The sequence below is a fragment of the Bradyrhizobium sp. WSM2793 genome, from assembly GCF_000379585.1.
GTDB lineage: Bacteria > Pseudomonadota > Alphaproteobacteria > Rhizobiales > Xanthobacteraceae > Bradyrhizobium.
Map to the genome: position 1 here is coordinate 65,278 of NZ_KB902851.1, position 21,736 is coordinate 87,013.

Annotated in this window: 22 protein-coding genes and 1 tRNA gene; 12 read left to right on the forward strand and 11 right to left on the reverse strand. The window is 62.0% G+C overall.

Annotated elements, in window-relative coordinates; all coding sequences use genetic code 11:
* Window positions 1-6: 6 nt before the first annotated feature.
* The 5 genes from lptB to A3AS_RS0142305 form a co-directional block, all read right to left on the reverse strand.
* Window positions 7-1,014: an LPS export ABC transporter ATP-binding protein gene (gene lptB / locus A3AS_RS0142285; RefSeq protein WP_018323449.1), complete on the reverse strand. Its 1,008-nt coding sequence runs from the start codon at window positions 1,012-1,014 to the stop codon at window positions 7-9.
* A 223-nt stretch (window positions 1,015-1,237) separates the two neighbouring features.
* Window positions 1,238-1,948: an LptA/OstA family protein gene (locus tag A3AS_RS0142290; protein WP_018323450.1), complete on the reverse strand. Its 711-nt coding sequence runs from the start codon at window positions 1,946-1,948 to the stop codon at window positions 1,238-1,240.
* Between the two features lie 4 nt (window positions 1,949-1,952).
* Window positions 1,953-2,687 carry an LPS export ABC transporter periplasmic protein LptC gene (lptC, locus tag A3AS_RS0142295; RefSeq protein ID WP_018323451.1) on the reverse strand — a complete coding sequence of 245 codons (735 nt, stop codon included), beginning with the start codon at window positions 2,685-2,687 and terminating at the stop codon, window positions 1,953-1,955.
* Window positions 2,688-2,861: 174 nt separating this feature from the next.
* Window positions 2,862-3,476 carry a ribonuclease D gene (locus A3AS_RS0142300; RefSeq protein WP_018323452.1) on the reverse strand — a complete coding sequence of 205 codons (615 nt, stop codon included), beginning with the start codon at window positions 3,474-3,476 and terminating at the stop codon, window positions 2,862-2,864.
* Window positions 3,477-3,579: 103 nt separating this feature from the next.
* Complete coding sequence (locus A3AS_RS0142305) at window positions 3,580-4,884, reverse strand: UbiA family prenyltransferase (protein WP_063707658.1); 1,305 nt, start codon at window positions 4,882-4,884, stop codon at window positions 3,580-3,582.
* 296 nt (window positions 4,885-5,180) lie between these two features.
* Here A3AS_RS0142305 and A3AS_RS0142310 point away from each other — a divergent pair, with 296 nt between their 5' ends.
* The 8 genes from A3AS_RS0142310 (at window position 5,181) to A3AS_RS0142345 (ending at window position 12,846) form a co-directional block, all read left to right on the forward strand.
* Complete coding sequence (locus A3AS_RS0142310; RefSeq protein ID WP_018323454.1) at window positions 5,181-6,452, forward strand: MFS transporter; 1,272 nt, start codon at window positions 5,181-5,183, stop codon at window positions 6,450-6,452.
* A gap of 424 nt (window positions 6,453-6,876) precedes the next feature.
* Window positions 6,877-7,713, forward strand: a complete 837-nt coding sequence (locus A3AS_RS0142315; protein ID WP_018323455.1) for a TIGR04255 family protein — start codon at window positions 6,877-6,879, stop codon at window positions 7,711-7,713.
* Window positions 7,700-8,224, forward strand: a complete 525-nt coding sequence (locus tag A3AS_RS0142320; RefSeq protein WP_018323456.1) for a hypothetical protein — start codon at window positions 7,700-7,702, stop codon at window positions 8,222-8,224. Before A3AS_RS0142315 ends, A3AS_RS0142320 begins: the two co-directional genes overlap by 14 nt.
* An 8-nt stretch (window positions 8,225-8,232) precedes the next feature.
* Complete coding sequence (locus A3AS_RS0142325) at window positions 8,233-8,823, forward strand: hypothetical protein (RefSeq protein WP_018323457.1); 591 nt, start codon at window positions 8,233-8,235, stop codon at window positions 8,821-8,823.
* 380 nt (window positions 8,824-9,203) lie between these two features.
* A complete protein-coding gene (locus A3AS_RS0142330; protein ID WP_018323458.1) occupies window positions 9,204-9,893 on the forward strand; it encodes a recombinase family protein in 690 nt (229 codons plus the stop codon).
* Entirely contained in the window at window positions 9,842-10,738 is an 897-nt protein-coding gene (locus A3AS_RS0142335) for a hypothetical protein (RefSeq protein ID WP_157644530.1), read from the forward strand. Before A3AS_RS0142330 ends, A3AS_RS0142335 begins: the two co-directional genes overlap by 52 nt.
* A gap of 97 nt (window positions 10,739-10,835) precedes the next feature.
* Complete coding sequence (locus tag A3AS_RS0142340) at window positions 10,836-11,462, forward strand: hypothetical protein (RefSeq protein ID WP_245283414.1); 627 nt, start codon at window positions 10,836-10,838, stop codon at window positions 11,460-11,462.
* A gap of 130 nt (window positions 11,463-11,592) precedes the next feature.
* Window positions 11,593-12,846 (forward strand): hypothetical protein, encoded by a 1,254-nt coding sequence (locus A3AS_RS0142345; protein WP_245283415.1) that lies wholly within the window; start codon window positions 11,593-11,595, stop codon window positions 12,844-12,846.
* Window positions 12,847-13,311: 465 nt separating this feature from the next.
* Here the strand turns inward: A3AS_RS0142345 and A3AS_RS0142350 are convergent, their stop codons facing one another.
* Window positions 13,312-13,554, reverse strand: coding sequence for a helix-turn-helix domain-containing protein (locus tag A3AS_RS0142350; protein WP_018323462.1), 243 nt, complete (start codon window positions 13,552-13,554; stop codon window positions 13,312-13,314).
* A 110-nt stretch (window positions 13,555-13,664) separates the two neighbouring features.
* Here A3AS_RS0142350 and A3AS_RS0142355 point away from each other — a divergent pair, with 110 nt between their 5' ends.
* The 3 genes from A3AS_RS0142355 to A3AS_RS0142365 all read left to right on the forward strand — a co-directional run bounded on the left by A3AS_RS0142355 (window position 13,665) and on the right by A3AS_RS0142365 (window position 15,246).
* Entirely contained in the window at window positions 13,665-14,093 is a 429-nt protein-coding gene (locus A3AS_RS0142355; protein ID WP_026202932.1) for a hypothetical protein, read from the forward strand.
* A gap of 328 nt (window positions 14,094-14,421) precedes the next feature.
* Window positions 14,422-14,607: a hypothetical protein gene (locus A3AS_RS0142360; protein WP_018323464.1), complete on the forward strand. Its 186-nt coding sequence runs from the start codon at window positions 14,422-14,424 to the stop codon at window positions 14,605-14,607.
* A 381-nt stretch (window positions 14,608-14,988) separates the two neighbouring features.
* Window positions 14,989-15,246 carry a hypothetical protein gene (locus tag A3AS_RS0142365; RefSeq protein WP_018323465.1) on the forward strand — a complete coding sequence of 86 codons (258 nt, stop codon included), beginning with the start codon at window positions 14,989-14,991 and terminating at the stop codon, window positions 15,244-15,246.
* Window positions 15,247-15,521: 275 nt separating this feature from the next.
* On the opposite strand, the gene A3AS_RS0142370 is transcribed toward A3AS_RS0142365, so the two are convergent.
* Window positions 15,522-17,180, reverse strand: coding sequence for a tyrosine-type recombinase/integrase (locus tag A3AS_RS0142370; protein WP_245283416.1), 1,659 nt, complete (start codon window positions 17,178-17,180; stop codon window positions 15,522-15,524).
* Window positions 17,181-17,268: 88 nt separating this feature from the next.
* Window positions 17,269-17,355, reverse strand: a tRNA-Leu gene (locus A3AS_RS0142375).
* A gap of 151 nt (window positions 17,356-17,506) precedes the next feature.
* Between A3AS_RS0142375 and A3AS_RS0142380 the strand changes: the two genes are divergently transcribed.
* The gene (locus A3AS_RS0142380; protein ID WP_018323467.1) at window positions 17,507-18,472 is read left to right on the forward strand and encodes a complex I NDUFA9 subunit family protein; all 966 of its coding nucleotides are present in this window, start codon (window positions 17,507-17,509) and stop codon (window positions 18,470-18,472) included.
* A 137-nt stretch (window positions 18,473-18,609) separates the two neighbouring features.
* Here A3AS_RS0142380 and A3AS_RS0142385 read toward each other — a convergent pair whose 3' ends face one another.
* From A3AS_RS0142385 to A3AS_RS0142395, 3 genes are all read right to left on the reverse strand, one after another.
* Window positions 18,610-19,350, reverse strand: a complete 741-nt coding sequence (locus A3AS_RS0142385) for an SDR family oxidoreductase (RefSeq protein WP_018323468.1) — start codon at window positions 19,348-19,350, stop codon at window positions 18,610-18,612.
* A gap of 3 nt (window positions 19,351-19,353) precedes the next feature.
* Window positions 19,354-20,679, reverse strand: a complete 1,326-nt coding sequence (locus A3AS_RS0142390) for an FAD-binding oxidoreductase (protein ID WP_018323469.1) — start codon at window positions 20,677-20,679, stop codon at window positions 19,354-19,356.
* A gap of 186 nt (window positions 20,680-20,865) precedes the next feature.
* Window positions 20,866-21,672 (reverse strand): undecaprenyl-diphosphate phosphatase, encoded by an 807-nt coding sequence (locus A3AS_RS0142395; protein WP_018323470.1) that lies wholly within the window; start codon window positions 21,670-21,672, stop codon window positions 20,866-20,868.
* Between the last annotated feature and the right edge of the window lie 64 nt (window positions 21,673-21,736).

Consider the following 21,736-nt stretch of genomic DNA (forward strand, 5'->3'; position numbering starts at 1 on the left):
AACGGGCTAGAGGCGGAATTCCTCGCCAAGGTAAAGGCGGCGCACGTCCGGATCGGCGACGATCTCATCCGGGCTCCCCTCGGTCAAGATTTCGCCGGCATAGACGATGTAGGCGCGGTCGGTGAGGCCGAGCGTCTCGCGGACATTGTGGTCGGTGATGAGGACGCCGATGCCGCGATTGGTGAGATGGCGGACGAGGTCCTGGATGTCGCCGACCGCGATCGGGTCGATGCCGGCGAAGGGCTCGTCGAGCAGCATGTAATTCGGCCGCGTCGCCAGCGCGCGCGCGATCTCGACGCGGCGGCGCTCGCCGCCCGACAGAGCGATTGACGGCGATTTCCTGAGCCGCGTGATGTTGAATTCGTCGAGCAGCGAATCGAGCTGCTGCTCGCGCTTCTTGCGCGAGGGCTCCACCACTTCGAGCACGGCGCGGATGTTCTGCTCGACGGTGAGGCCGCGGAAGATCGAGGCTTCCTGCGGCAAATAGCCGATGCCGAGCCGCGCGCGCTGATACATCGGGAGCTTGGTGACGTCGTGGCCGTCGAGCTCGATGGCGCCGCGGTCGGCCTTGATCAGGCCGGTGATCATGTAGAACACGGTGGTCTTGCCGGCGCCGTTCGGACCGAGCAGGCCGACGGCTTCGCCGCGGCGCACATAGATGCTGACGCCGCGCACCACCTGGCGGCTGCCGAACGCCTTTTCCACGCTATGCACAGCCAAGAAGCCCGGCCGCTTCAGGAGCTGGGGCCCGCCGCCGCCATTCGGCTTGGCGGCGGCCCTGACGGGGTGAACTGCCGGCTGACGCGGTGCCTCGGCTTGATAGTCGCCTTGATAGTCACCCTGGAACTGATCGGGCGCATGGATCGCCTGGTCGCGGGCCATCGGCGCGTCCCGGATCGGGCTCGTCACGAGCCCGCCGACGCCGTCACCAAGCGCGGTGATGTCCTGACGCGCAAATCCTGGCCGGCCGCGCTTGGCGGGGCGCCGACGGAACATGCTGAAGAGATCGACCATCCCCGCCTTCTAAGCCTTTCGCGACGATCCTGCGCGAATTCGCGCGATCTGCCGCACCGGCCGTTCGACTGGCCGATGCAGCATGAGTGAAGGGATGTCTCATGCCCAGTGAAACACGCCCGAAAAGCGGCGGACCCCGCTTCGAAAGCCCTGCGCGCTAGATACAGTCTCACCGGCCAAGCTTCAACCTCGGTTCGGGAGCAACCGATCCAAGTCGTTGAATTCATTTCGATTTAGTTCCGCCGGGCAATTGCAAAGGCGGCGCCCCGCCGGGCTTACCCGAACCGCAATCATTGCCGCCGCCCTGCGGCAGCAGGGCCTGAACCCGGCCGTTGTCGGATTCCACCCGCGACACGCCCGTCGTCATGTCGACCATCAAACGGTCGCCGCGCAGCACGTTCTTGCACTGCGTCAGGACGACCTGGCCGCCACCGCCCAGCATGGTGATGAGATTGGTCCTGGTGTCGAACACGGCGGTCTCGCCGGTCACCACCTGGTCCTTCTGGGTGACCACGACATTGCCGCGCGCCTCCAGCCGTTTGATCGAGGAACTGCCGCCGGGGCCCGGCTGCGCCGACTGCATCGGCGCGCCCTTGGTCGCCTTGGCCGCAGGCTGCGGCGTGGCGGGCTTGTCGCCGCCCGACTCGTAGAACACCACCAGCGTCTTCGAGGTCATGGTGGTGTCGCCCTGGATGACCTTCACATTGCCGGCGAAGGTCGCCTCCTTCTTCTTGTCGCGCATCTCGAGCGAGGCCGCCTCGATCTGGATCGGCTGATCGCGGTTCTGCGAGAAGCCCTGCATCGCGTTCGGCACGCCTTGCATCGTGCTCTGCGCAAAAGCGGCGCCGGTTGCAGCAAGCACGACAGTGGCGGCGAGCGCAGCTGCACTGACGATGGCATTGCGCGTGTGGTTGCGCGAAAAAGACCTGATCATGAAATCACTTTGAATTGGCAGACTTGTTCTTTGACTTGGCCGGCGGCGCCGCCGGCGCCGGCTCGGCTGGCGCAGGCTGAGCGGCGGCGGGGTCATCCAGCTTGTCCAGATGCATCACCACATTGCCCTCGAAACGGATGACGTCGCCGCCTTCCGTAATGCGCAGCTTGTCCGCGGACAGCGTGCCGTTGGTCAGCTTGACGTCGACACGCTCGTCCGAGGAGACCGTGCCCTTGCCCATGTCGACGAAGGCCGAGTTCAGTCGCGCCTCGTAGCCGGTCGAGGTGCGCAGGAAGATATCCTTGTGCAGATCGAGCTGCTGCTGCTTGTTGTCGAAGCGGCCGGTGCGGGCATCGAGGAACAGGGTCGATTGATCCTCCATCAGCACTTTCGCGCGCAGGTCGGAGAGATCGACATGATCGGGATCGGTGATGTCCTGCGTCGCGGTCTTGGCCCAGAGCTCGTAGGGCCGCTGGTCCGGCGTGTAGCCCGCCAGATGCGGCGATTCCATCGTGATCTTGGTGCCCGACACCACCAGGTTTCCAGAATCGAGCGGCAGCTTCGGCATCAGCATGCGGAACGGATTGAAGACCGAGACGCCGACGATGGCGGCCATCGACAACAGCACTGCAGCCGGCACCGCGAGGCGCAGAATCCGCACCAGACGGCTGTGGCGCGCCGCGCTGGCAAACTTCGCCGCAAGCGCGGCGTCGTAGGTGGGATTGTGGGCCGAATTCACCTGAGCTCCTGAGGTGCCGCTCGCCAGGCCGGGTTGCAGGCCGCTCCATTGTACCCGTCAGCGCCGCAATATGCAGCCTTGTACATATCAGCCTTGGACATATCAGGCTCGGACAGGCCGCACGAAAGTGTCCGAAACGGGGCGCAGCCCGAAGTCTAACCGGCGGTCGAAGGCTCAGGAATGCGCGAAAATGTCCTCCTCCGCCCAGCCCTGAAGGTCGAGCAGGGCGCGGGTCGGCAGGAAGTCGAAACAGGCTTTGGCCAGCGCGGTGCGGCCCTCCCGCACCAGCATGGCATCCAACCGTTCGCGCAAGGCATGCAGGTGCAGCACGTCCGAGGCGGCATAAGCGAGCTGCGGCTCGGTCAGGCTGTCGGAACCCCAATCGCTGGATTGCTGCTGCTTGGAGAGATCGACATTGAGCACCTCGCGCACGAGGTCTTTCAAGCCGTGGCGATCGGTGTAGGTGCGGGTCAGGCGCGAGGCAATCTTGGTGCAATAAATCGGGCCAGTCATGACGCCGAAGGTCTGGTACAGCACCGCGACGTCGAACCGCGCGAAGTGGAAGATCTTGGTGATGGCGGGATTGGCCAGCAGCGCCTTCAGGTTCGGCGCGTCGGTGTGGCCCTTGGGTATCTGGACCACGTCGGCGCTGCCGTCGCCGGGCGAGAGCTGCACCACGCAGAGCCGGTCGCGGTGCGGATTCAGCCCCATGGTCTCGGTGTCGATCGCAACCGCTCCGGTGTAGCGGGACAGGTCGGGCAGGTCGCCGCGATGCAGGCGTACGGTCATGGCGTTCAAAACCTCGGGTCTAATCGGTGCGTCGGCACAATAGCTAATTCGGATTGCCCGCGATGTAGCCATTGCCGGCGGGCCGCGCAAGCACGGGCTTCGCTCAGATCGCCGCCAGCATGATGCAGATCATCGCAGCAACCGCAATGCGGCTGGGGCGGTCGCGGAAGGCGTACAGAATCGGGTCATCGGGCATCTCGCGGCGATGCGCCATCATCAGGGCGCGGCCGAACCAGTAGAGCAGCAGCGGATTGAGCAGCCACAGCAGCCAGGGACGGCTGTACAGCGGCGTCACCGCGGTCGAGGAGACGTAGAGCGAGAACACGGTCACCGCGTTCATCGCGCTCGCCGCCGCCATCGCGGCGATGATTTGCAGGTCGGTGATGCGATAGTCGCGGTTGGAGGGATCGGCAAGGCCGGCGCTCTCGCGCATGCTGAGCTCGCTGAAGCGCTTGATCAGCGCCAGCGAGGTGAACACGAACAGCGAGAAGATCAGCAGCCATTCCGACAGCACCACGCCGACGCCGACCGCGCCGGCGACGATGCGAAGCGTGTAGAGACCGGCGAGCGTGACGATGTCGACCAGCATCTTGCGCTTGAGCGCGAGCGAATAGGCAATCGTGGTGACGAGATAGGCGCCGAGCACGCCGAGAAACAGCGGCGAAATGCAGAGGCCGGCCACGACCGCGAACAGCCACAACGCAGGGATCGCTGATAGCGCGGACGAGATCGGCAGATCTCCGGCCGCCAGCGCGCGATGGCGCTTGGTCGGATGCTGCCGGTCGGCGGCGAGATCCAGCAGATCATTCATCAGATAGGCGCCGGACGCGCAGGCCGAGAACGCCAGGAACGCCAGAAGCGCGGAGCCGAAGCTGGCAAAATTCAACTGATGCGCGGTGATGACAGGCACGAACACCAGCGTGTTCTTGGCGTATTGATAGACGCGCAGCGCCTTGGCCCAGATCCTGAGGCTGGTCCTGAGGCTGGCGTTGCGGCTGCCGGGATTTTCGATGCGCTCGATGGCGCCGCGATCGAACGGCAGGTTTTCTCCCGCAGCCAGATCAGCCGGCGCAACGACGCCGTCAAAGCCGAGATGCGCGGCAATGGCGGCGGCGTGGCGGGCGAAGCGGCCGGCCACCAGATAGATCTTCGCGCCCCGCGCCCGCGCTGCGAGCGCCCGGTTCAGCACGTCGGGCTCGTAGGGCAGATGGGCGTAGTCGATCTCGGCGCGCCCCAGGATATCCGTGAGCGCCGCCATGCCCGGGCGTCCGCCAGCGCCAAAGCGGGCGAGCATGCGGCCGGGGCTGGAGAACAGCGCCTCCATCAGCAGCTCAGATCGCAGCAGGCCGCCTTCGAGATCGATGACGAGCGTCCGCGTGGCCGCCGCCGTGACCAACGGCTCGGGCACGCCAGGATCATACTGCCGGGCAGGCTGCTCCATCCGAATACGCTCTGACTTGCCGCAAACTGACCGGCTCAGCGCCGGGGAGCAGGGAAATGGACGGTCAGGACACTAGGGGAGCATTCGCTAAAGGCGGCTTAATCGGGGCTGCCGGGAGCCGCGAGAACAGGGCTGTTGCATGGAACCCACAACGGCGCACGAACTGCCCGTTTCGGCGGAGCCTGTGGCGCGCGGCCCGTGGAAATCGTGCGGGCCCACCCCATCTCCCAGTTTCTCTCCCCGCGACCCTCGAATCGAGATCCATGACCGAACAGACGCTCGCCGCGCCGATCGACGATCCATCAGGACGCCAGCGCGGCTTCTCGCGCTACCAGTCCCTGCTCATCGCGCTGCTCGCGTTCACGCAGTTCACCATCATCCTCGACTTCATCATCATGTCGCCGCTCGGCGCCATCCTGATGCCCGCGCTCGACATCACGGCCGGCCAATTCGGCGTCGCGGTGTCGGCCTACGCGTTCAGCGCGGGCATTTCGGGGGTGCTGGCCGCCGGCTTTGCCGATCGCTTCGATCGCAAGCGCCTGCTGCTGTTCTTCTATGTCGGCTTCACGCTCGGGACCCTGCTCTGCGCGATCGCGCCGAATTATCATGTGCTGCTGCTCGGCCGGATCGTGACCGGATTGTTCGGCGGCGTGATCGGCTCGGTGGTGCTCGCCATCGTCACCGATTTGTTCGCGCTGCATCTGCGCGGCCGCGTGATGGGCTTCATCCAGACCGCGTTTGCAGCAAGCCAGGTGCTCGGCATTCCCGCCGGCCTGTTTCTCGCCAATCACTGGAGCTGGCACGTCTGCTTCATTGCGATCGTCGTGGTGTCGATCGCGGCGATCGCCATCATCGCCTTCGCCATGGAGCCGGTCGACGCGCATCTGAAGCGGAAGCAGGACAAGAACCCGTTCCACCATCTGATCTCGACCGTCGGGCAGCCGCGCTACACGCTGGCCTTCTTCGTCACGACGCTGCTGGCGACCGGCGGCTACATGCTGATGCCGTTCTCCAGCGCCTTCACCGTGCACAATCTCGGCATCGACATCACGCATCTGCCGACGATCTATCTCGTCTCAGGCCTGTTCAGCATCGTCACGGGGCCGCTGGTCGGAAGGGCAAGCGATGCGTTCGGCAAATACCCGACCTTCGTGTTCGGCAGCGTGGTGTCCGTCATCATGGTGCTGATCTACACCCATCTCGGCCACGTCACGCTGGTGACCGCGATCCTCGTCAATGTGCTGATGTTCGTCGGCATCTTCTCGCGCATGATCCCGTCGCAGGCCCTGATGTCCGCAATCCCGGATCCCGACCAGCGCGGCTCGTTCAGCGCGGTCAGCGCCTCGCTGCAACAGCTCTCCGGCGGCCTCGGCTCGGTGCTCGCGGGCGCGATCATCGCGGAAGGACCAGATGGCGCGCTGCTCCATTTCGACCGGATCGGCTACGTCGTCGTCGCAACCTCGATCGTCTCGCTGGTCGCGATGTATTTTGTGCAGAAGGCGGTGGCGGAGCGGACGGGGAAAAGGGTGGTGTGAGGGGAAACGGGACGAACTGGCGTACCAGGGGACCGTCGCGACGGCGATGCAGCAATCGCCGCTCCGCTATCTTCGCGGATCGGGAGCCGTCTTAATTTGCGTCCGAATTCCGCAAAATGGTGCCCAGGAAAGGATTGCATAGGCCTGTCGATACTATATTGGTTTCATTGGTAAAATTCAATTGGCCCATAAGCTTGTTACACAGTGCAGTTACCGACTGAGCCTCGGGAGCCTTGAAAGCTGCCAGCCAAAGTATGCCGTTAACTTCGGCCTTACCGCTGGACGAACCGTGTATTGCCATTTCTATCTGGATGGGCTCTTGCTCTGATCGCAAATCGGCGGGCTTGCCTGTATGGTTAACGCCGCCTTCATCATTGATCGATGAAAGTATCGGGGTTTTCATTGCGATTGCACGGTCTCCGCCATGTCGCCTGATCCGCATTTCGCCCCGGTGTTGTCGCAGCACGCAATTGAACGGTGCTCTGCGGCTGTTGGTCTGAAGCCCGCTCTGCCGGAAAAGGCGTTCGTCCGGTTGATCGAGGCTGCCGCGAAAGACCTTGAAACTCGTGGGTTTAGGAGGCAGGCGGTAAGTTCATTTGGGGTGGAAGTCGGCCCTGATGGTCAGTTCAAGACGCTCGCGCCGTCACCGGACATGCCGCAAGTCTTTGTCTCGTCTACACAAAGCGAGCATCTCACGATAAGCCCCGCTGGGTTCAATTGGACAAGCACGAGCTATGTCCGATGGCAGCCATTTATTGGCGGCTTTGAACAGATTGTATTGCCTTACCTTTCGAAGGCGCTGGAGACCGTCTCCGTCAGCGCCGTGAAACTTGAATATTGGGACCGTTTCTATTGGTCCGGAGATTGGACCAACTTCGACGCGACTAGGCTCCTCAAAAAATCGGACTATGCCTCCGGCCTGCTAAGCCGCCCTAGAGAGTGGCATTCCCACGTCGGCTGGTTTGAGGCCATCGAAGCCTATCGCCGACTGGTCAATGTGAACATAGACGTCGTGGAAATGACCACGAGCCCCGATATAGTGCCGCGTCCAAGCATCGGCATTTATTCCAGCCTGACCGACCAAGCGAACGTTCCCGCCTATGGGGAGACCCCGGAACAAGCCCTCAACGAGCGCTTTGTAATTGAACGCCTTGAAGCGCAGCATCTTGCGTTGAAGGAAATACTTGGCCATATAATCACGGACGAAATGTCGAATCGCATCGGCCTTTTCTCTCGGACTTCCCAAAATGCTCGCCCTTGATGTCGATGTAACCTATCAGCGCAAGCCGCTTGAGGCTGAACGCGAACAGGTCACCGTGACTCGCTCCGGTGCTGACATTCATATGCCGGTTTGCGAGATCGGGAATCACATCGCCCGGCTAACTGGCTCTGCGGAGAAGAGCGACCGCGTTCTATTCATTTCTCATTACACTCCTTGGCTAAAGTCTGTCCTCACCTCGATCTCCGAGTTCAGAGCCGTAAAAGAGGGCTGGGATGGCGCGGACGCGCTTCCACCTTCTCAGGGCTCGCTCGACACTGCCGAGATGCTGGCGACCTATTTGAACAATGCCCCGTTCAAGCCAGTCTTTTCGGTCGATGCATATGGTCGGCCAACGTTCTCGTCTAACGCACCCGATTTCTATGTCCACCTGACTATTGATGATCCGGGACAGTTGACCCTGTTCGCGGAAATCGATGGCGTTGAGCACTTCGCTGACCAGATCGAATTCAACGGTCGCAAAGCCCCGGATCAGCTTTCGATTATCCTGTAAGCCGAAGCATGACCCTTCAGCAATGTCGGGCAGCCTTCGCCCAGCCGGACAAGCAGCTTGCCGGTCGTGTATATGACGCGACACAGGCTCTCTGTGGCTGCGAGCAGTTCAGCATGGCTGATGAGTCTCCTGGCGTGGTGGCCGATCATGAAGGCCTCTGCCTGATAATTAGCGATCCAACAGATATCCAAGATGGCCGGCTCAGCCCCACCTCACTGATCCGCGTGGATACTAGCGGAGTGAGCGTGCTGCGGGATGCCGCTCACAATGATGAGTTTGACTTAACCATCACCGAGCTGAAAGCGCGATCGGCAGCCGCGAACAAGCCACGATCGTTTATCGGGGTCTGTCTTTTCTCAGCTCACACGCTCCGACAGCAAAACGGTAATCGCTTTCTAGGAGTCTACGATACTGCCCTTCCCGGCAAGCCGCATCATGCGGACGTGCTCGCCCCTCCACTCAACCGACTTACGCCAATGTCAAATTCTCAACACGAGAAGGCACAGCGTAGGCGCATCAAGCAAATAATCGACCTTGTCGGGCGCTGCTTCGATCCAGCACACTCCTTCCGCGATGGCGCTTTCGCGAAGCACACATAACGCGGCCTAGGGGAGCATTCGCCCTCGTCAATGAGGCCCCGCGCTACCCGGACGGAATCATTTCTAGGGTCGCAGATCTGAAACGTGACCTCGTAGACGCAGCGGCTCAATCTCCCCCGTGCCCGCCTTCCGATCCCTCCCTTAGGTCTCTGCACGCTCTTCATTCGAACTAGAGACGGCAGCCCAACTCTCCGGCGAATCTTCAGAGACATCGCGGACGCTCTGATTGGAGTTCGCCCCTGACGCGCGCCATCACCGCCTGCTCGCCTGAGTCTTTTTGACTCATGTGGCACCCCTTGCCGAACGATTCCTCCGAAAAATATGGTGTCAACGCTCGTTGACTAAGTTTTTCGCGAGCGACCATCGGGAGGGAAATTGCCGTGAAGCGCAAGTTCGTTGCCTATTATCGCGTATCCACCCCAAAGCAGGGCCGCTCTGGATTGGGCCTCGACGCCCAGAGAGCCGCCGTAGCCAAGTCAATCGCGGACGGACCTGCGAACATCATCGCTGAGTTCACCGAGGTCGAGAGCGGAAGGCGCAACAACAGGCCCGCCCTGGAGGAAGCACTCACCGCAGCGCGACTACACCGGGCAACCTTAGTTGTAGCGAAGGTGGACCGGCTGACCCGCTCAGTGGGCTTCCTAGAGCGGCTGCTAGAGGCGGGGGTGGACGTGCGCTTCGCTGACCTCCCCTCCATTGAGGGACCCACCGGGCGCTTCATGCTTCAACAGATGGCAGCCGTAGCGGAGCTAGAGGCCGGCATGATCTCGGCACGCACGAAGGCGGCCCTTGCGGCAGCGAAAGCACGGGGCCAACGGCTGGGGGGATTCCGAGGCGGCGGGCTGAACAAGCAGACGCGAGCCATGGGCCGGGCAGAGCAGGCCACGCAAGCCCAGAGGCGAGCCAACGATCTCGCACCCATCCTGAGGCAGCTACGAGCGCAGGGCGTGCAGTCACCCACCGAGGTCGCACGGGCGTTGACCGCAATGGGTATCCCTACAGCGAGGGGCCGCACCACATGGTCAGCACCGGCCGTCGCGCTTATCGAAGCGAGGCTAAGCGAAAGCTGATCCGCCGAAAATTCTTCCTCACCTTTATTCCTTCATCACCGCGCAATCCCCACATAAAGAAACTGCGCATCACCACAATGAGAAAGAAAATGCCAAGCCGACCTGTAACTACCATCGTGTATGATCAATCGGCCATCGACGCGTTAGCGGCCTGCAAGACGTATCTCGAACAGGCTGAGGATTACATTCACGACAAAAGGAATTTGCTGCCCGACCCGACGCCTCTGCTAGAGGCCCGCTTTCCAACGAGTTCAATATTGCCGGGCCACGCAATCGAGCGAACCAAGGGGCTCTCTTGGCCCACTATCTCTGCAAAGATCGTAGATGCGGTTGCGAAGAAGCCTCGCTTTTTCGACCCTTGGTATTTCGTGGTGATGCTGTTGCTGGAGTTGCCGGGCGGACGGGTCATTCTCGCTAAGTCGAAGAATCAAGAATATGCCTATGCGGCCTATGCCGGTAGGACGGTTGTTCCGAACTTCTATCTGCGCCGCATCGTGGTCAACACGCCAATCTGGGCAGACACGAAGGAGGGGAAGCATGTCGATGGCGCGCATTACGACTATCGACGTGTGACATTGCACTGGATCAGCAAGGATGCCGTCAGGAAGCTTGGCAGGCTCACCCGCCGGAAGTCCAGCAATCGGGAAGCTGCGGTGAAGTTCGCAGTTGAACTCTTCAAGGAGCAACTTGCGGCCCACCACGGCGGCCCCGGACTGGGCCATCCAGACAAACTCCCCGGCCTCGATTTGACGGCACTCGATTACGAAGAGCTTCTATGGGTTGCGCTCTTCATCGCCGACGCCATGCACGAGAAATATCTTCGCCTGAGGGCACGCAATGCCTAGTCGCTCGCAACACACGAAGGACCTGAAGGAACGCATACGGCTAGGTCCGCTCACCGCTGCCGCGACCTGTCTCATCCCGGGCTGCGGGCGGCCGACCATGAAGGCTGCCAATATAGGTCTGGCACCGCATCATTGTCGCACGCACGTCGAGCACCGGGCGCGGCACGGAAGCTATTGGCTCAACAGCTACACCGCCGCCGAACTGAAGCCTTATCTGACCGCTGCGGCCGCTTACGTCGGGCTTCGGGCAGCAAACGACAAGTTCATTAAGGCAGCTGTAGAGGCCACGCGGTTCGCTCTGGAGGAGGCTGGGCCCGTAGAGATCGCGACTCGTTTGAAAGGCCTCACCGCCGCCAAGCGGGCAAAGATAGGGCTGGCCCGACTACGGGTCGCCAAGGTCAAGCCGGAGCGTATCGTTTCCATCGTCGTTGCTGTGCATGCGATCGCCGAAGAGCGGGGTCACCGACCAAAGGAATTTCGGACGGTGCAGGCGTGCAAAGCCGTGCACAGGCTTGCCAGTGGCACGGGGTGGGTCAGCTATGACGCTCAGGGCCGGGAGCACCGTTCTAGGAGGCGGGCCTATCCGAGATCATCCGGCCCAGTGCTGCGCTTGATGGGACGTCTTTTGGAGGAACCCAGCGAGTGGGTCATCGAGAAGCACCTGAAGGGCGTGCTCGCCCACAAACAGCGCTACGGGCGGGGCCCCCGAAAGGGGTCCAACTGACGCCCCGGCCGATATTTGACGGCTCCGATCGTTAGCGTGAGATCAGGTCAGACTAGTCGGGTGCGTCAATAATCGATGTTAGAGGCGGTCACTTTCAGCACCTAATCACATGTCCTCCCAACAGCAGCCCATGATGTTCGATCCCCAGCTTCGCGCGAATAGCGCGGAGCTTCAGGCCGCTGTTAGAGGGCTGGCAGACATATTGCTGACCCATGAGGCCGCGAGCGGCACGCGCAAGCGAGCGCGAAAGGAGGCGGACGCGACGAAGTTCTGCTTGGCCGTGGAAGCGTTGGCCTGCAATCTCATTTTGCTAAAGGCCACGGGGAGCAACGCTAAGCTCGCCGTGCCCCGGTCCCATGCCGTCCTCTGGCAAGGGAATCCTGTTCTCGGTCAACATTTCCTAAGCGTCATCGACCTTCTATCCGCCGTTGGCTTAATCGCGGAAGGACGGCGGGGCTACAGGATCTCCGCTAAGTCAAAAATGCCGTCGCTTATCGAGCCCCAAGAACGCCTCGCGGATCATCTCCCGTTGTCCCCTCCCGAATGGCGGGCAATCGGTCAAATTGATGATCCCGTGTTGGTCATTCTGAAGGAAGGAAAGGACGAGGACGGAAACGCCGCCGCCATCGCTTATCGCAAGACTTCACAATCTAAAAAGTTCGAGAACCAAGTTCGGAGCATAAATCGACTCTTACGCGAGGCTGATATCGAGATCGCGGGCCAAGACGACTTCGGCCTCTCTTTAGGAGGGGATGGCCAAATCATCGCGCCCTATCGTCGCTCGCTAAGGCGCATCTTCAATAACGGGACGTGGCAGCACGGCGGCCGTCTTGCGGGCGGCTTCTGGATGTCGATGGCGCGAACGGAACGCCAGCACATTCGTATCAATGGCCAACCCGTGGCGGAGGTCGATTATGGGCAACTTTTCCCGCGCCTCGCCTACGTGCGGGCCCGAGCGCCGCAGCCCGAGGGCGACCTTTATAATGTTTTCAGGAATGGCACCGGCCGGGATGGCTGCAAGAAACTGATGAACGCACTGCTGTTCTCGCAGGGGCCGCTGAGGAATTGGCCCGAGGACACGCACCGGCATTTTCCGGATGGCATCAATCTCCGGACGGCAATCGAGATGCTCGCCGCAAAGCACGCGCCTATCGCTCACCTGTTTGGGAAGGGTCTTGGTTTCCAGCTGATGCGCATCGAAAGCGACATGCTCATCGAGGTTCTCACTGAATTATCGGCTGCTGGGGTCATCGCCCTGCCTCTCCACGACGCGGTGCTCGTCGCGAAATCCCACGCGGGTGTGGCGCAGGAGACGATGAGGGCCGTTTTTCGACGCTGGAGCCGCTCGCCCTGCGCGATTGTCTCTGTCAAATTTCATACGTAATTCCAGCAACTTAAGTCTTACGCCTCCGCTAATGGAGGAGGAAGCTAGGGGGGGACGAAACTCAGAGGGGTCTAAGGGGGGCCCCTAAGGGTTGCCTTCAGTTGGGGAGGGTGACACCACCCCTCCTCCTAAGCGCGGCCTCTAGAGGGTCCCCCTCACCGGCCTGAATGGTCACCTCTAAGCTAGGGTAACCACCACTCCCTCCCATGAGGTCGCCACTTAGCAACCATCGTTTGAGCTACATCAAGCACGCTCTCTTGCCGGTCCTTCTGATGCTGGCCAGCGAGATGGTCATGAGCAAGCACGACTGGCTTCTGTTCGCGTGGAACCTTTGGGCGCTCCTCCTTGCAGTCATCTTCCTCTGCGCTGTGTTCGTTGCACGACTCTCGGCCTCCCGCGCTGCCGCGCGAGATGGGTTAGGTGTTAAAAGTGACCACTCACGGCTGACACCGGACGAGATAGAGACTAGGCCCGCCCCTTCCGCTGGGGGACAAGCAACCGATCAGGGGTGGTCTTCAAGGCGCGAGCCAAGCGGGCCAGGACGATGATGGTGCAGTTGCGGGTGCCCCGCTCTACCTGACTGACGTAGGTCCGATCTAGCCCCGCCTCTAAGGCCAAATCCTCTTGGGACAGCCCGAGACCCTTGCGGGCCTTCCGCACGGCCCCTGCCACCACATCAACGATCCCTGTCTCGTCATCCATGCCCATAGCAGGCCGCCATGATGACTTTGGGTCTACGGACTATGAGTCCCATTTCTCCGTTGAGAAGTGATGACTATCGTCTACAATCGGCTGCGAGCAGCATGAAGGAACGCACAATGACCGGCCCGGAGAGCACCGCCCCAAAGTTGCGGGAGGACGACCCCATAAAGGTTCTCTTCGATATGGCCAGCTACTGGGCCACCATCTGGAGCCTCATCGCGCTCTGCCTCTGGTTCGAACATGAGGTTCTCAAGCGGCTGGATATCGAGTCGTCCAGCGTTCGAGTTGCCATTCTCCTCGTGAGCACACCGGCCATATTCTTGGCCACAGTCACTCGCATTCAGAAGAGCCCCAAAGCGCTTTTAATACTAGAGCGAGCCCGCTACGTCGTGATTCTGGTCGCTGCGGCCCTGCTCGGGGCCTATCTTCACGCGAACCACAAAGACGATTCTTACGAGAACGCCTTGCGCGATGGCGCCGTGCTGACCTGCCTGAAGATAGCGTCCTGCAAAGCGGCAGCAACGGGCTATGCGAACACGCGCTAGAGCGAAGCCAGGCTTCGGCTGCGACGGGCACAAACCGGACCATCACAGTCAATGTGACAAGGCCGCTCGTGACCTAAGCGGACCGTCTGGTCCTTCTCAATCCGTGCTGGTGTCATGGTTTGCTCCCCATGCAACAGACGGTGCTATGCAAACCGAACACCGATCTCCTAAGTTCATTTTTGGACTCTCCGAGTTCGCCAACTGCGGTAACATGGTCTCCGCTATTGGAGCGCCCCTATGCGCGATGGCATGTTCTCGATAGGCCGCGATTGCCGGGGCCATACAGTGGTCGCTTTTGAGCTGGTGTTGTTTACTCAGGAGATTGCGAATGCGGACCGCTGAAGAATGCCGGAAGCTGGCGACGGACTACCGTAGCGAGGCGGCGGAAATCGGAGTTTCACCAAGGAAAGCCAACGTGCTTCGAAACATCGCGAACAGCCTTAGCGGTCTCGCCAGTCAATACGAGATGCTGACCGCCATTGCTGATGAAGAGCGCCGCGGACTGGCGCAGTAGGGCCGCCTCAGTTGGTAGGAACTGATGATTTTGGGCGCCGTTATAGCCTCATGCCTAGGGAGATCATCATAACACTCTGCTCATTAGCCGTCGCCTGCGTCATGGCGTTCGGTATGGCTGCAATCGTAGCTTCTCACTAAACTCCTCCAGTAAAGAGGCTGCCTAGGTGGCGGCCTCTTTCATTACAATCGCCACTTCCTTTGCTGGCCCATAGCCGACCTTAGCGGATTGAGTCTCGCGGAAATTCCGTCGTTCGGTGAATGCGGTGTCCCTGAGCGAGTGGATCGTTCTCACTAACTTTGAGTAATCGGCTCAAAACGCTCAGCCAGAGTGCCGGATCTTGGCGTCAGGAACGCCCGAACAAGGGCAGCGTTGGCTTGCATGCGCTTCTATTTTGATTACCAAGACCTCGCTGGCACGATCCTAGACGACGACGGCGAGGAGCTTCCTGATCTCGCCGCCGCTCGTGATGCCGCGATGCGATACCTGGCTGAGGGAATACGGGACCACAGTCCTTCCGGACTTACCGACAAGCTCTCCGTCAACGTGAGGACGAAAGAATCGTCTATCATGATCGTGTCAGCAACGATCGAGGTTGTAGCTGCGTCGCCCCGCAGCAGAACCGACAAATTGTCCTAACACCTCTTCAGCATTTTGAAAGTCAACATGCCAAGATCGAGGAGCGTATCCGCTCGGATTGCCTTTGAACTCGGCAGAGATGCTCGGCGGAATGGTGCGCATATAGACGACAATCCCTTTTCATCCTACTCAGCTCGTCATGACCTATGGCGGCGGGGCTGGGAAGAGGAAGATGCGTTAATAGCGCGCTCGCAGTCCCGAGAGGAGTGAAGGCGACTGAACGTTGGCCCTTAGCGGACCTTGCCGGCGCTGAAATTGTGTCGGCTAAAGGCAGCCTATGCGACGTCAATGGTCGGAAACAGAGCAATGGCGTTGGCCTTTGCCTTAACGGTCACGTCACCGTAGCCTTCCGAGACGTTGCGGGGCGCATGCCCCTGAATGGCATCCAGCACTCGCATCTCGACGCCCTGATCAATGCCCACGGTCTTGAAGCGATGCCGCCAGCCATGGCTTGGATCAACGTTCTTGTCTTTCACCACCTCGCGCACAAACTCATTGACCTTGTTCCGCGCCGTCTTCACCGCGTTGCGCACCCCCAGTTCACCGGCCTTAGGGTCAATGAACAGATAGCCGCCCTTCGATTTCTCATAGAACTCCAAGAACCCTTCCTCGATGACCTGCCGATGGAGCACGACATCACGCGCTTCGTCCGTCTTCACCGGCCCCGCCTCGGGCGTCACATGCAGCACCCAGAGCTTGCCTTCGCGCCTGATGTCCTCCTTGCGAATCTGGATCATCTCGCCCACGCGGGCACCCGTGACGGCACACAGCCACGGCACCCACCGCTTGGCCGCCGCCAGCTTCGGAGCTTCCCGGCCGGGCACGAACTCGCGGGCGTGCTTGAGGATGGCGATGGCCTCCGAATCATAGAACCCCTTGGACCGGAGTTTGCGCGACTTGCCGACCTTGATGGTGATCCCTTCGGCCGGATTGCTGGGCAGCCGGCGATTGACCACCGCCCAACCGAACACCGTCTTCATGCCCGCGAGATCGCTATCCTTCACCGTCTTCGGGCTCACGCCGCTTTGCACGCGATAGTCCTTGAAGCGAACGATGTCCTCCGGCATCACCCGGCTCGCGGTGTCGTGCTTAAGGAACGTCACGAGGCGGCCCATCGAGTTGCGATAGCTCTCATAGGTGCTCTGCTTGCGGCCCGCCCGCTGGGCTTCCTTCCACCAGTCCTCGACCAGCCCGGTGAGAGAATTGTTATAGGCACCCCGCTTTGGCTTCTCTTTTGGCGCGTCCTCTGGCGCTTGCCACTCGGGAAAGCGAGCGGCCTTGGGGTCGAGCGAATAGTCTCCCGCAGCATTCCGTTGACGGCTCGCGAAAGCGTCACGCAGGGCCATCCAAAAGGCAGTGAGCAAGAGGGCGCGTGATTCGCTATCCACGCGGCGGATGCCCTTGGTCAGCAAGAGGCGATTCACGATGGGCCCGAGCGCCTTCTCTAATTTCTTGGCCTCACCGTCTCCGCCGACTCGCTCCCACATCTCCGCTACGGCAGCCCAGTGAGCTTCCTGCTCCTCATGGCTCTCAGTGTCAGGCGACCAGCCGACACCGGGCGTGTGCACCATGGCAACACTCCGGGCGCGGCTCTCGCTGTCCGCCCAAACCCGATAGAGTTCGCCTGCCAAGGCCGTCGCCTGCCGGTGGGTGAGATGCACGGGGGCATCATTGCGGAGGGCCTCCCAGACGGTCTCCAAATAGGCCGCTGCGCTTGCCTGACGCCTCTTGATCTCGCTGGGCTCCGAGGTGCGAAGGGAGAATCGGACGGCCTGAGCGCCATCGCTAAGCGTCACGAAAACGAAGCTGTCACCGAGAGGAATTGCCAGCTTGAAACCGACTGCTTTGCGCCGGACATCCGCCGGAATGCGCTGCACGAAAACAGGAAAGCGAGACCCAACACGGCGCATCGGCCGAACAACCCTGAACAGCAATGTTACACCCCATTGTTACACAGTCGGGGCCAACGCAACACTCTGATAGGGCTTATCTATCTGGATTTGTTTGCGATCCAGAATTGTATGGTGCCCAGGAAAGGACTCGAACCTTCACGGCCGTTAAGCCACTGGCACCTGAAGCCAGCGCGTCTACCAATTCCACCACCTGGGCATGCCGTTTGGGGCACGGAGGCGGTTACTACGGTTCGGTGACGCCGTTGTCAATTCATGCGTGACCCGGGTTTGGGGATGCCGATTGCGCATCGCAAACCGGCCCGATACAAGCCTGACAAGACGCACTCTTTTCCGCAGGAACGGCTCCCATGGCATCGAATCTGGACACGCTCGTCACGGTTTTCGGCGGATCGGGGTTTTTGGGCCGGAATGTCGTCCGCGCGCTGTGCAAGCGGGATTACCGGGTCCGGGTCGCGGTGCGGCGGCCGGAACTCGCCGGATACCTCCAGCCCTCCGGCAAGGTCGGGCAGGTCCATACCGTGCAGGCGAATTTACGCTATCCGGCCTCGGTCGAGGCGGCGCTGCGTGATTCGCACGTCGTCATCAACCTCGTAGGCGTCCTGACCGAGAGCGGCGCGCAGACCTTTGACGCGGTCCAGGCCAAGGGCGCCGAAACCGTCGCCAAGGCGGCGGCTGCGGCCGGCGCCAGCCTGGTGCATGTCTCGGCGATCGGGGCCGATGCCGAATCGCCCTCGCGATATGCCAAGGCCAAGGCGGCCGGCGAAGCCGCGGTGAGGGCAGCGGTGCCGTCGGCGACGATCTTCCGCCCCTCCCTGATGTTCGGCCCCGAGGACCAGTTCACCAACCGTTTTGCCGCGCTGGCCCGGATGTCGCCGGTGCTGCCGCTGATCGGCGGCGAGACCAGGATGCAGCCGGTCTATGTTGGCGACGTCGCCACCGCGATCGCGGACGCCGTCGACGGCAAGGCCAAGGCGGGCGCGACCTACGAGCTTGGCGGGCCGGAAGTGCTGACCATGCGCGAGATCATCGAGGCCATCCTCGAGATCACCGCGCGCAAGCCGGCGCTGATCCCGCTGCCGTTCGGCCTCGCCCGCTTCCAGGCGAACTTCCTGCAATTCGCGCCGGGCGCCTTCAAGCTGACGCCGGACCAGGTCACGATGCTCGAGCGCGACAATGTGGTGTCGGACGCGGCCAAGGCCGCCGGGCTCACGCTGGAAGGGCTCGGCATCACCGCCGATTCGCTGGAAGCGATCGCCCCGCAATATCTCTGGCGCTTCCGCGCCGCCGGTCAGTTCCAGCGTATGAGCGTGTGAGGGTGGATCGACCTCTCCCGCAAGCGGGAGAGGTCGATCGCGAAGCGATCGGGTGAGGGCTCTCTCCTCTTGGGGGTTCTCGGCCGCGGAGAGACCCCCTCACTAACCCTCAGTGCACCACCGGCGCGGCCGGCGACTTAGAACTTCAGCTTCTTGAATACCGCTTCCGGCAGCGTCTTGATGATCAGCATCACGAGGCGCCATTTGCCGCTGACATAGACGACGTCGGTCTTGTTCTCGACCGCCCGGAGAATGGCATCGCCGACGACCGGCGCTTCGACGGTGAGCGGGCCGATCAGCTTCATGCCATCAGTCATCTTGGTGCGGACGAAGCCAGGCTTGACGGTGACGACATGCACGCCGCCACGGCTCGCGCGGGCGCGCAGGCCGGAGAGGAAAGCGGAGAAGCCAGCCTTGGCCGAGCCATAGACATAGTTCGAGGCCCGGCCGCGGTCGCCGGCGACGGACGACACGCCGACAAGCGTGCCGCTGCCGCGGCCTAAGAATTTTTCGGCGAACAGGCCGAGGATCAGCGCGGGCCCTTCGTAGTTCGAGCGCATGATCGCGGTGGCGTGAGCGAGATCGCTCTCGGCATCTTGCTGCATACCGAGCAGGCCGATGATCGAGATGACGACATCGGGCAATGCCGGCAGGCCGCTCACAAAGCCCTCGAATGCGGCGGTGTCGAGCACATCGAATTTGTAGAGACCGACGTCGATCGCGTAGCGCGCGCGCAGATCGGCGGCGTCAGGCTCCAGCGCGGTGACGTCGCGGCCTGCGAGGCCGACATCGTAGCCGGCTTTGGCAAAGGCGCGCGCGGCGGCGCGGCCCATGTCGGAGGAGCCGCCGAGCACCAATACAGATTTGCGTGACGTCACGGCCTAGACCTCATCAAACAGACGCTGTGAAAGTTTCGAGCGGATGTTGCCGGCGGGATCGAGCGATTTGCGGATTGCGTTGAAACGCGGCACGGCAGGATAACCCGCCGCGAAGGTCGCGCGCGATTGGCGTGCGTCTTTCGCCAGATACAGCCGGCCGCCGGCGGCGACGACCAGGCGATCAATCTCGTCGAGGAAATTCAGGATGTCGCCCTTCACCGGGAAATCCAGCGCGAGCGTGTAGCCGGGCAGCGGGAACGACAGGATGCCGTCGCCCTGTCCGAGCTTCTTGAGCACGGCGAGGAAGGAGGCATCGCCGCGCCGTGCGACGCGATCGAGTATCTCGCCGAGCACGGCGCGCGCGCCGGCTTGCGGGATCACGCATTGATGCTGCAGGAAGCCGCGCTTGCCATAGATGCGATTCCACTCACCGACGCTGTCGAGCGGAAAGAAATACGGATAGAGCGAGACCACGTGGCTGCCGCCGGCGCGCCGCGCGCCCATGCGATAGTAAAGCTCGTTGAAGGCGCGGACGCTGGTGCGGTTCAGTGCCATCGACGGCAGGTCGACCGGCACGCTGAGGCGAGACTCCTTGCCGACCGGAAATGCATCGACGCCTTCCGCCAGTTCGCCCCTGCCCGCGTGCTCGCCGAGATAGATCAGCGAACGGCCGAGATCGCGCCCGCGTGCAGCGCAATCGATCCAGGCCACCGAATAGGTCGCGGCATCGCCCGCCTCGAGCGCGCGCATCGCTGCATCGAGATCGGACGCGGAGATCACCCGCTCGCGGATCCATCCGGTCTCGGCTCGGCGCAGCCGCATCGTCGCTTCGAGGATGATGCCGGTCAGGCCCATGCCGCCGACGGTCGCGAAGAAGGCGTCGGAGTTCTGCTCGCGCGAGGCCTCGATGACTTCGCCCTGCCCGGTGCGCAGCAGGAGGCTGTCGACGTAGCGGCCGAAGCCGCCCTCGCAATGATGGTTCTTGCCGTGGACGTCGGCGGCAATGGCGCCGCCGATCGAGACGAAGCGGGTGCCGGGCACGACGAAGGGCAAAAAGCCGCGCGGGCCAAAGGTGTCGATCAGGTCCGACAGGAGAACCCCGGCTTCGAGGCGGATGCGCCCGGTTGCCGGATCGAACGACCTGACCCGGTCGAAGCCGGTCATCGTGACGGTTCTCGTGGCGCCGATCGCGGCATCGCCATAGGCGCGGCCATTGCCGCGCGCGACGGTGCCGGCCGAGACAGCCTCGCCGACCGCCGCGAACGAGCGCGGGCGCAGCACGTCGCTATCGACGACCGGGAAACGGCCCCAGCCGCTGACGAGGGTCATGGCTCAGCTCCTGTGCCGGGCGCGCGCCGCCCGGCGTTGGAACTGACTACCGATCAAAAGCTTATTTTGCGTTGAAGGCCTGGTGGAGTCGTAGCCCGGATGGAGCGCAGCGCAATCCGGGGATCCTGCCACAAGGAACGCTGGCCCCGGATTACGCTGCGCTTCATCCGGGCTACAGGCCTACACCTACCGCCCCAGCGCCAGCGCGATCAGGCCGAGCGTGCCGACGATGACGCGCCACCAGGCGAACACCACGAAGCCGTGGCGGGTGACATATTCCAGGAACGTCTTGACCACGATGATCGCGGTGATGAACGACACCACGAAGCCGATCGCGACGATGCCCATATGGTCCATCGTCATCTCGGAGCGGCTCTTGTAGAAGTCGTAGGCGAACGCACCGATCATGGTGGGGATGGCGAGGAAGAACGAGAACTCCGCCGCTGCGCGCTTGTCGGCGCCGAGGAACATCGCGGCTACGATGCTGGCGCCGGAACGCGACACGCCCGGGATCATCGCCACGCACTGCGCGATGCCGATATAGAGATACATCAGCAGCGGAAACCTCGTGGCGTCATGCTCGCGCGGCTTGAGATCGAGCTTGTCGACCCAGAGCAGGATGGCGCCGCCGACGATCAGCGTGAAGCACACGACCCAGGGATTGAACAGCACGCTCTTGATGTATTTGCCGGCGACGAGGCCGACGATCACAGCGGGCAGGAACGCGACCAGCACGCCGAGCACGAAGCGGCGCGAATAGGGGTCGCCCGTGAAGAAGCCGATCACGACATCCCAGAGCTTCTTGAAGTACAGCCCGACGATCGCGAGGATCGCACCCAGCTGGATCAAAACCGTAAACGAATCCCAGAAGGCGCCTTCGCCGAGATGGAAGAAGCGTTCCGCGAGCAGCAAATGGCCGGTCGAGGATACGGGAAGGAACTCGGTCACACCCTCGATGATGCCGAGGATCACTGCCCGTATTGCGTCTGACATATTTACGGTCCATTTCGGCTGGAAAAGCGGGGCCCTTCTCGCCTATTCGTCCCCATGCCGCAAT

Coding starts and splice junctions, on each gene's coding strand:
- lptB (WP_018323449.1), bottom strand. CDS start 1,014: ATGGTCGATCTCTTCAGCATGTTCCGTCGGCGCCCCGCCAAGCGCGGC.
- A3AS_RS0142290 (WP_018323450.1), bottom strand. CDS start 1,948: ATGATCAGGTCTTTTTCGCGCAACCACACGCGCAATGCCATCGTCAGT.
- A3AS_RS0142300 (WP_018323452.1), bottom strand. CDS start 3,476: ATGACCGTACGCCTGCATCGCGGCGACCTGCCCGACCTGTCCCGCTAC.
- A3AS_RS0142310 (WP_018323454.1), top strand. CDS start 5,181: ATGACCGAACAGACGCTCGCCGCGCCGATCGACGATCCATCAGGACGC.
- A3AS_RS0142315 (WP_018323455.1), top strand. CDS start 6,877: ATGTCGCCTGATCCGCATTTCGCCCCGGTGTTGTCGCAGCACGCAATT.
- A3AS_RS0142320 (WP_018323456.1), top strand. CDS start 7,700: ATGCTCGCCCTTGATGTCGATGTAACCTATCAGCGCAAGCCGCTTGAG.
- A3AS_RS0142325 (WP_018323457.1), top strand. CDS start 8,233: ATGACCCTTCAGCAATGTCGGGCAGCCTTCGCCCAGCCGGACAAGCAG.
- A3AS_RS0142335 (WP_157644530.1), top strand. CDS start 9,842: ATGGTCAGCACCGGCCGTCGCGCTTATCGAAGCGAGGCTAAGCGAAAG.
- A3AS_RS0142340 (WP_245283414.1), top strand. CDS start 10,836: ATGAAGGCTGCCAATATAGGTCTGGCACCGCATCATTGTCGCACGCAC.
- A3AS_RS0142345 (WP_245283415.1), top strand. CDS start 11,593: ATGATGTTCGATCCCCAGCTTCGCGCGAATAGCGCGGAGCTTCAGGCC.
- A3AS_RS0142350 (WP_018323462.1), bottom strand. CDS start 13,554: ATGGGCATGGATGACGAGACAGGGATCGTTGATGTGGTGGCAGGGGCC.
- A3AS_RS0142355 (WP_026202932.1), top strand. CDS start 13,665: ATGACCGGCCCGGAGAGCACCGCCCCAAAGTTGCGGGAGGACGACCCC.
- A3AS_RS0142360 (WP_018323464.1), top strand. CDS start 14,422: ATGCGGACCGCTGAAGAATGCCGGAAGCTGGCGACGGACTACCGTAGC.
- A3AS_RS0142365 (WP_018323465.1), top strand. CDS start 14,989: ATGCGCTTCTATTTTGATTACCAAGACCTCGCTGGCACGATCCTAGAC.
- A3AS_RS0142380 (WP_018323467.1), top strand. CDS start 17,507: ATGGCATCGAATCTGGACACGCTCGTCACGGTTTTCGGCGGATCGGGG.
- A3AS_RS0142390 (WP_018323469.1), bottom strand. CDS start 20,679: ATGACCCTCGTCAGCGGCTGGGGCCGTTTCCCGGTCGTCGATAGCGAC.
- A3AS_RS0142395 (WP_018323470.1), bottom strand. CDS start 21,672: ATGTCAGACGCAATACGGGCAGTGATCCTCGGCATCATCGAGGGTGTG.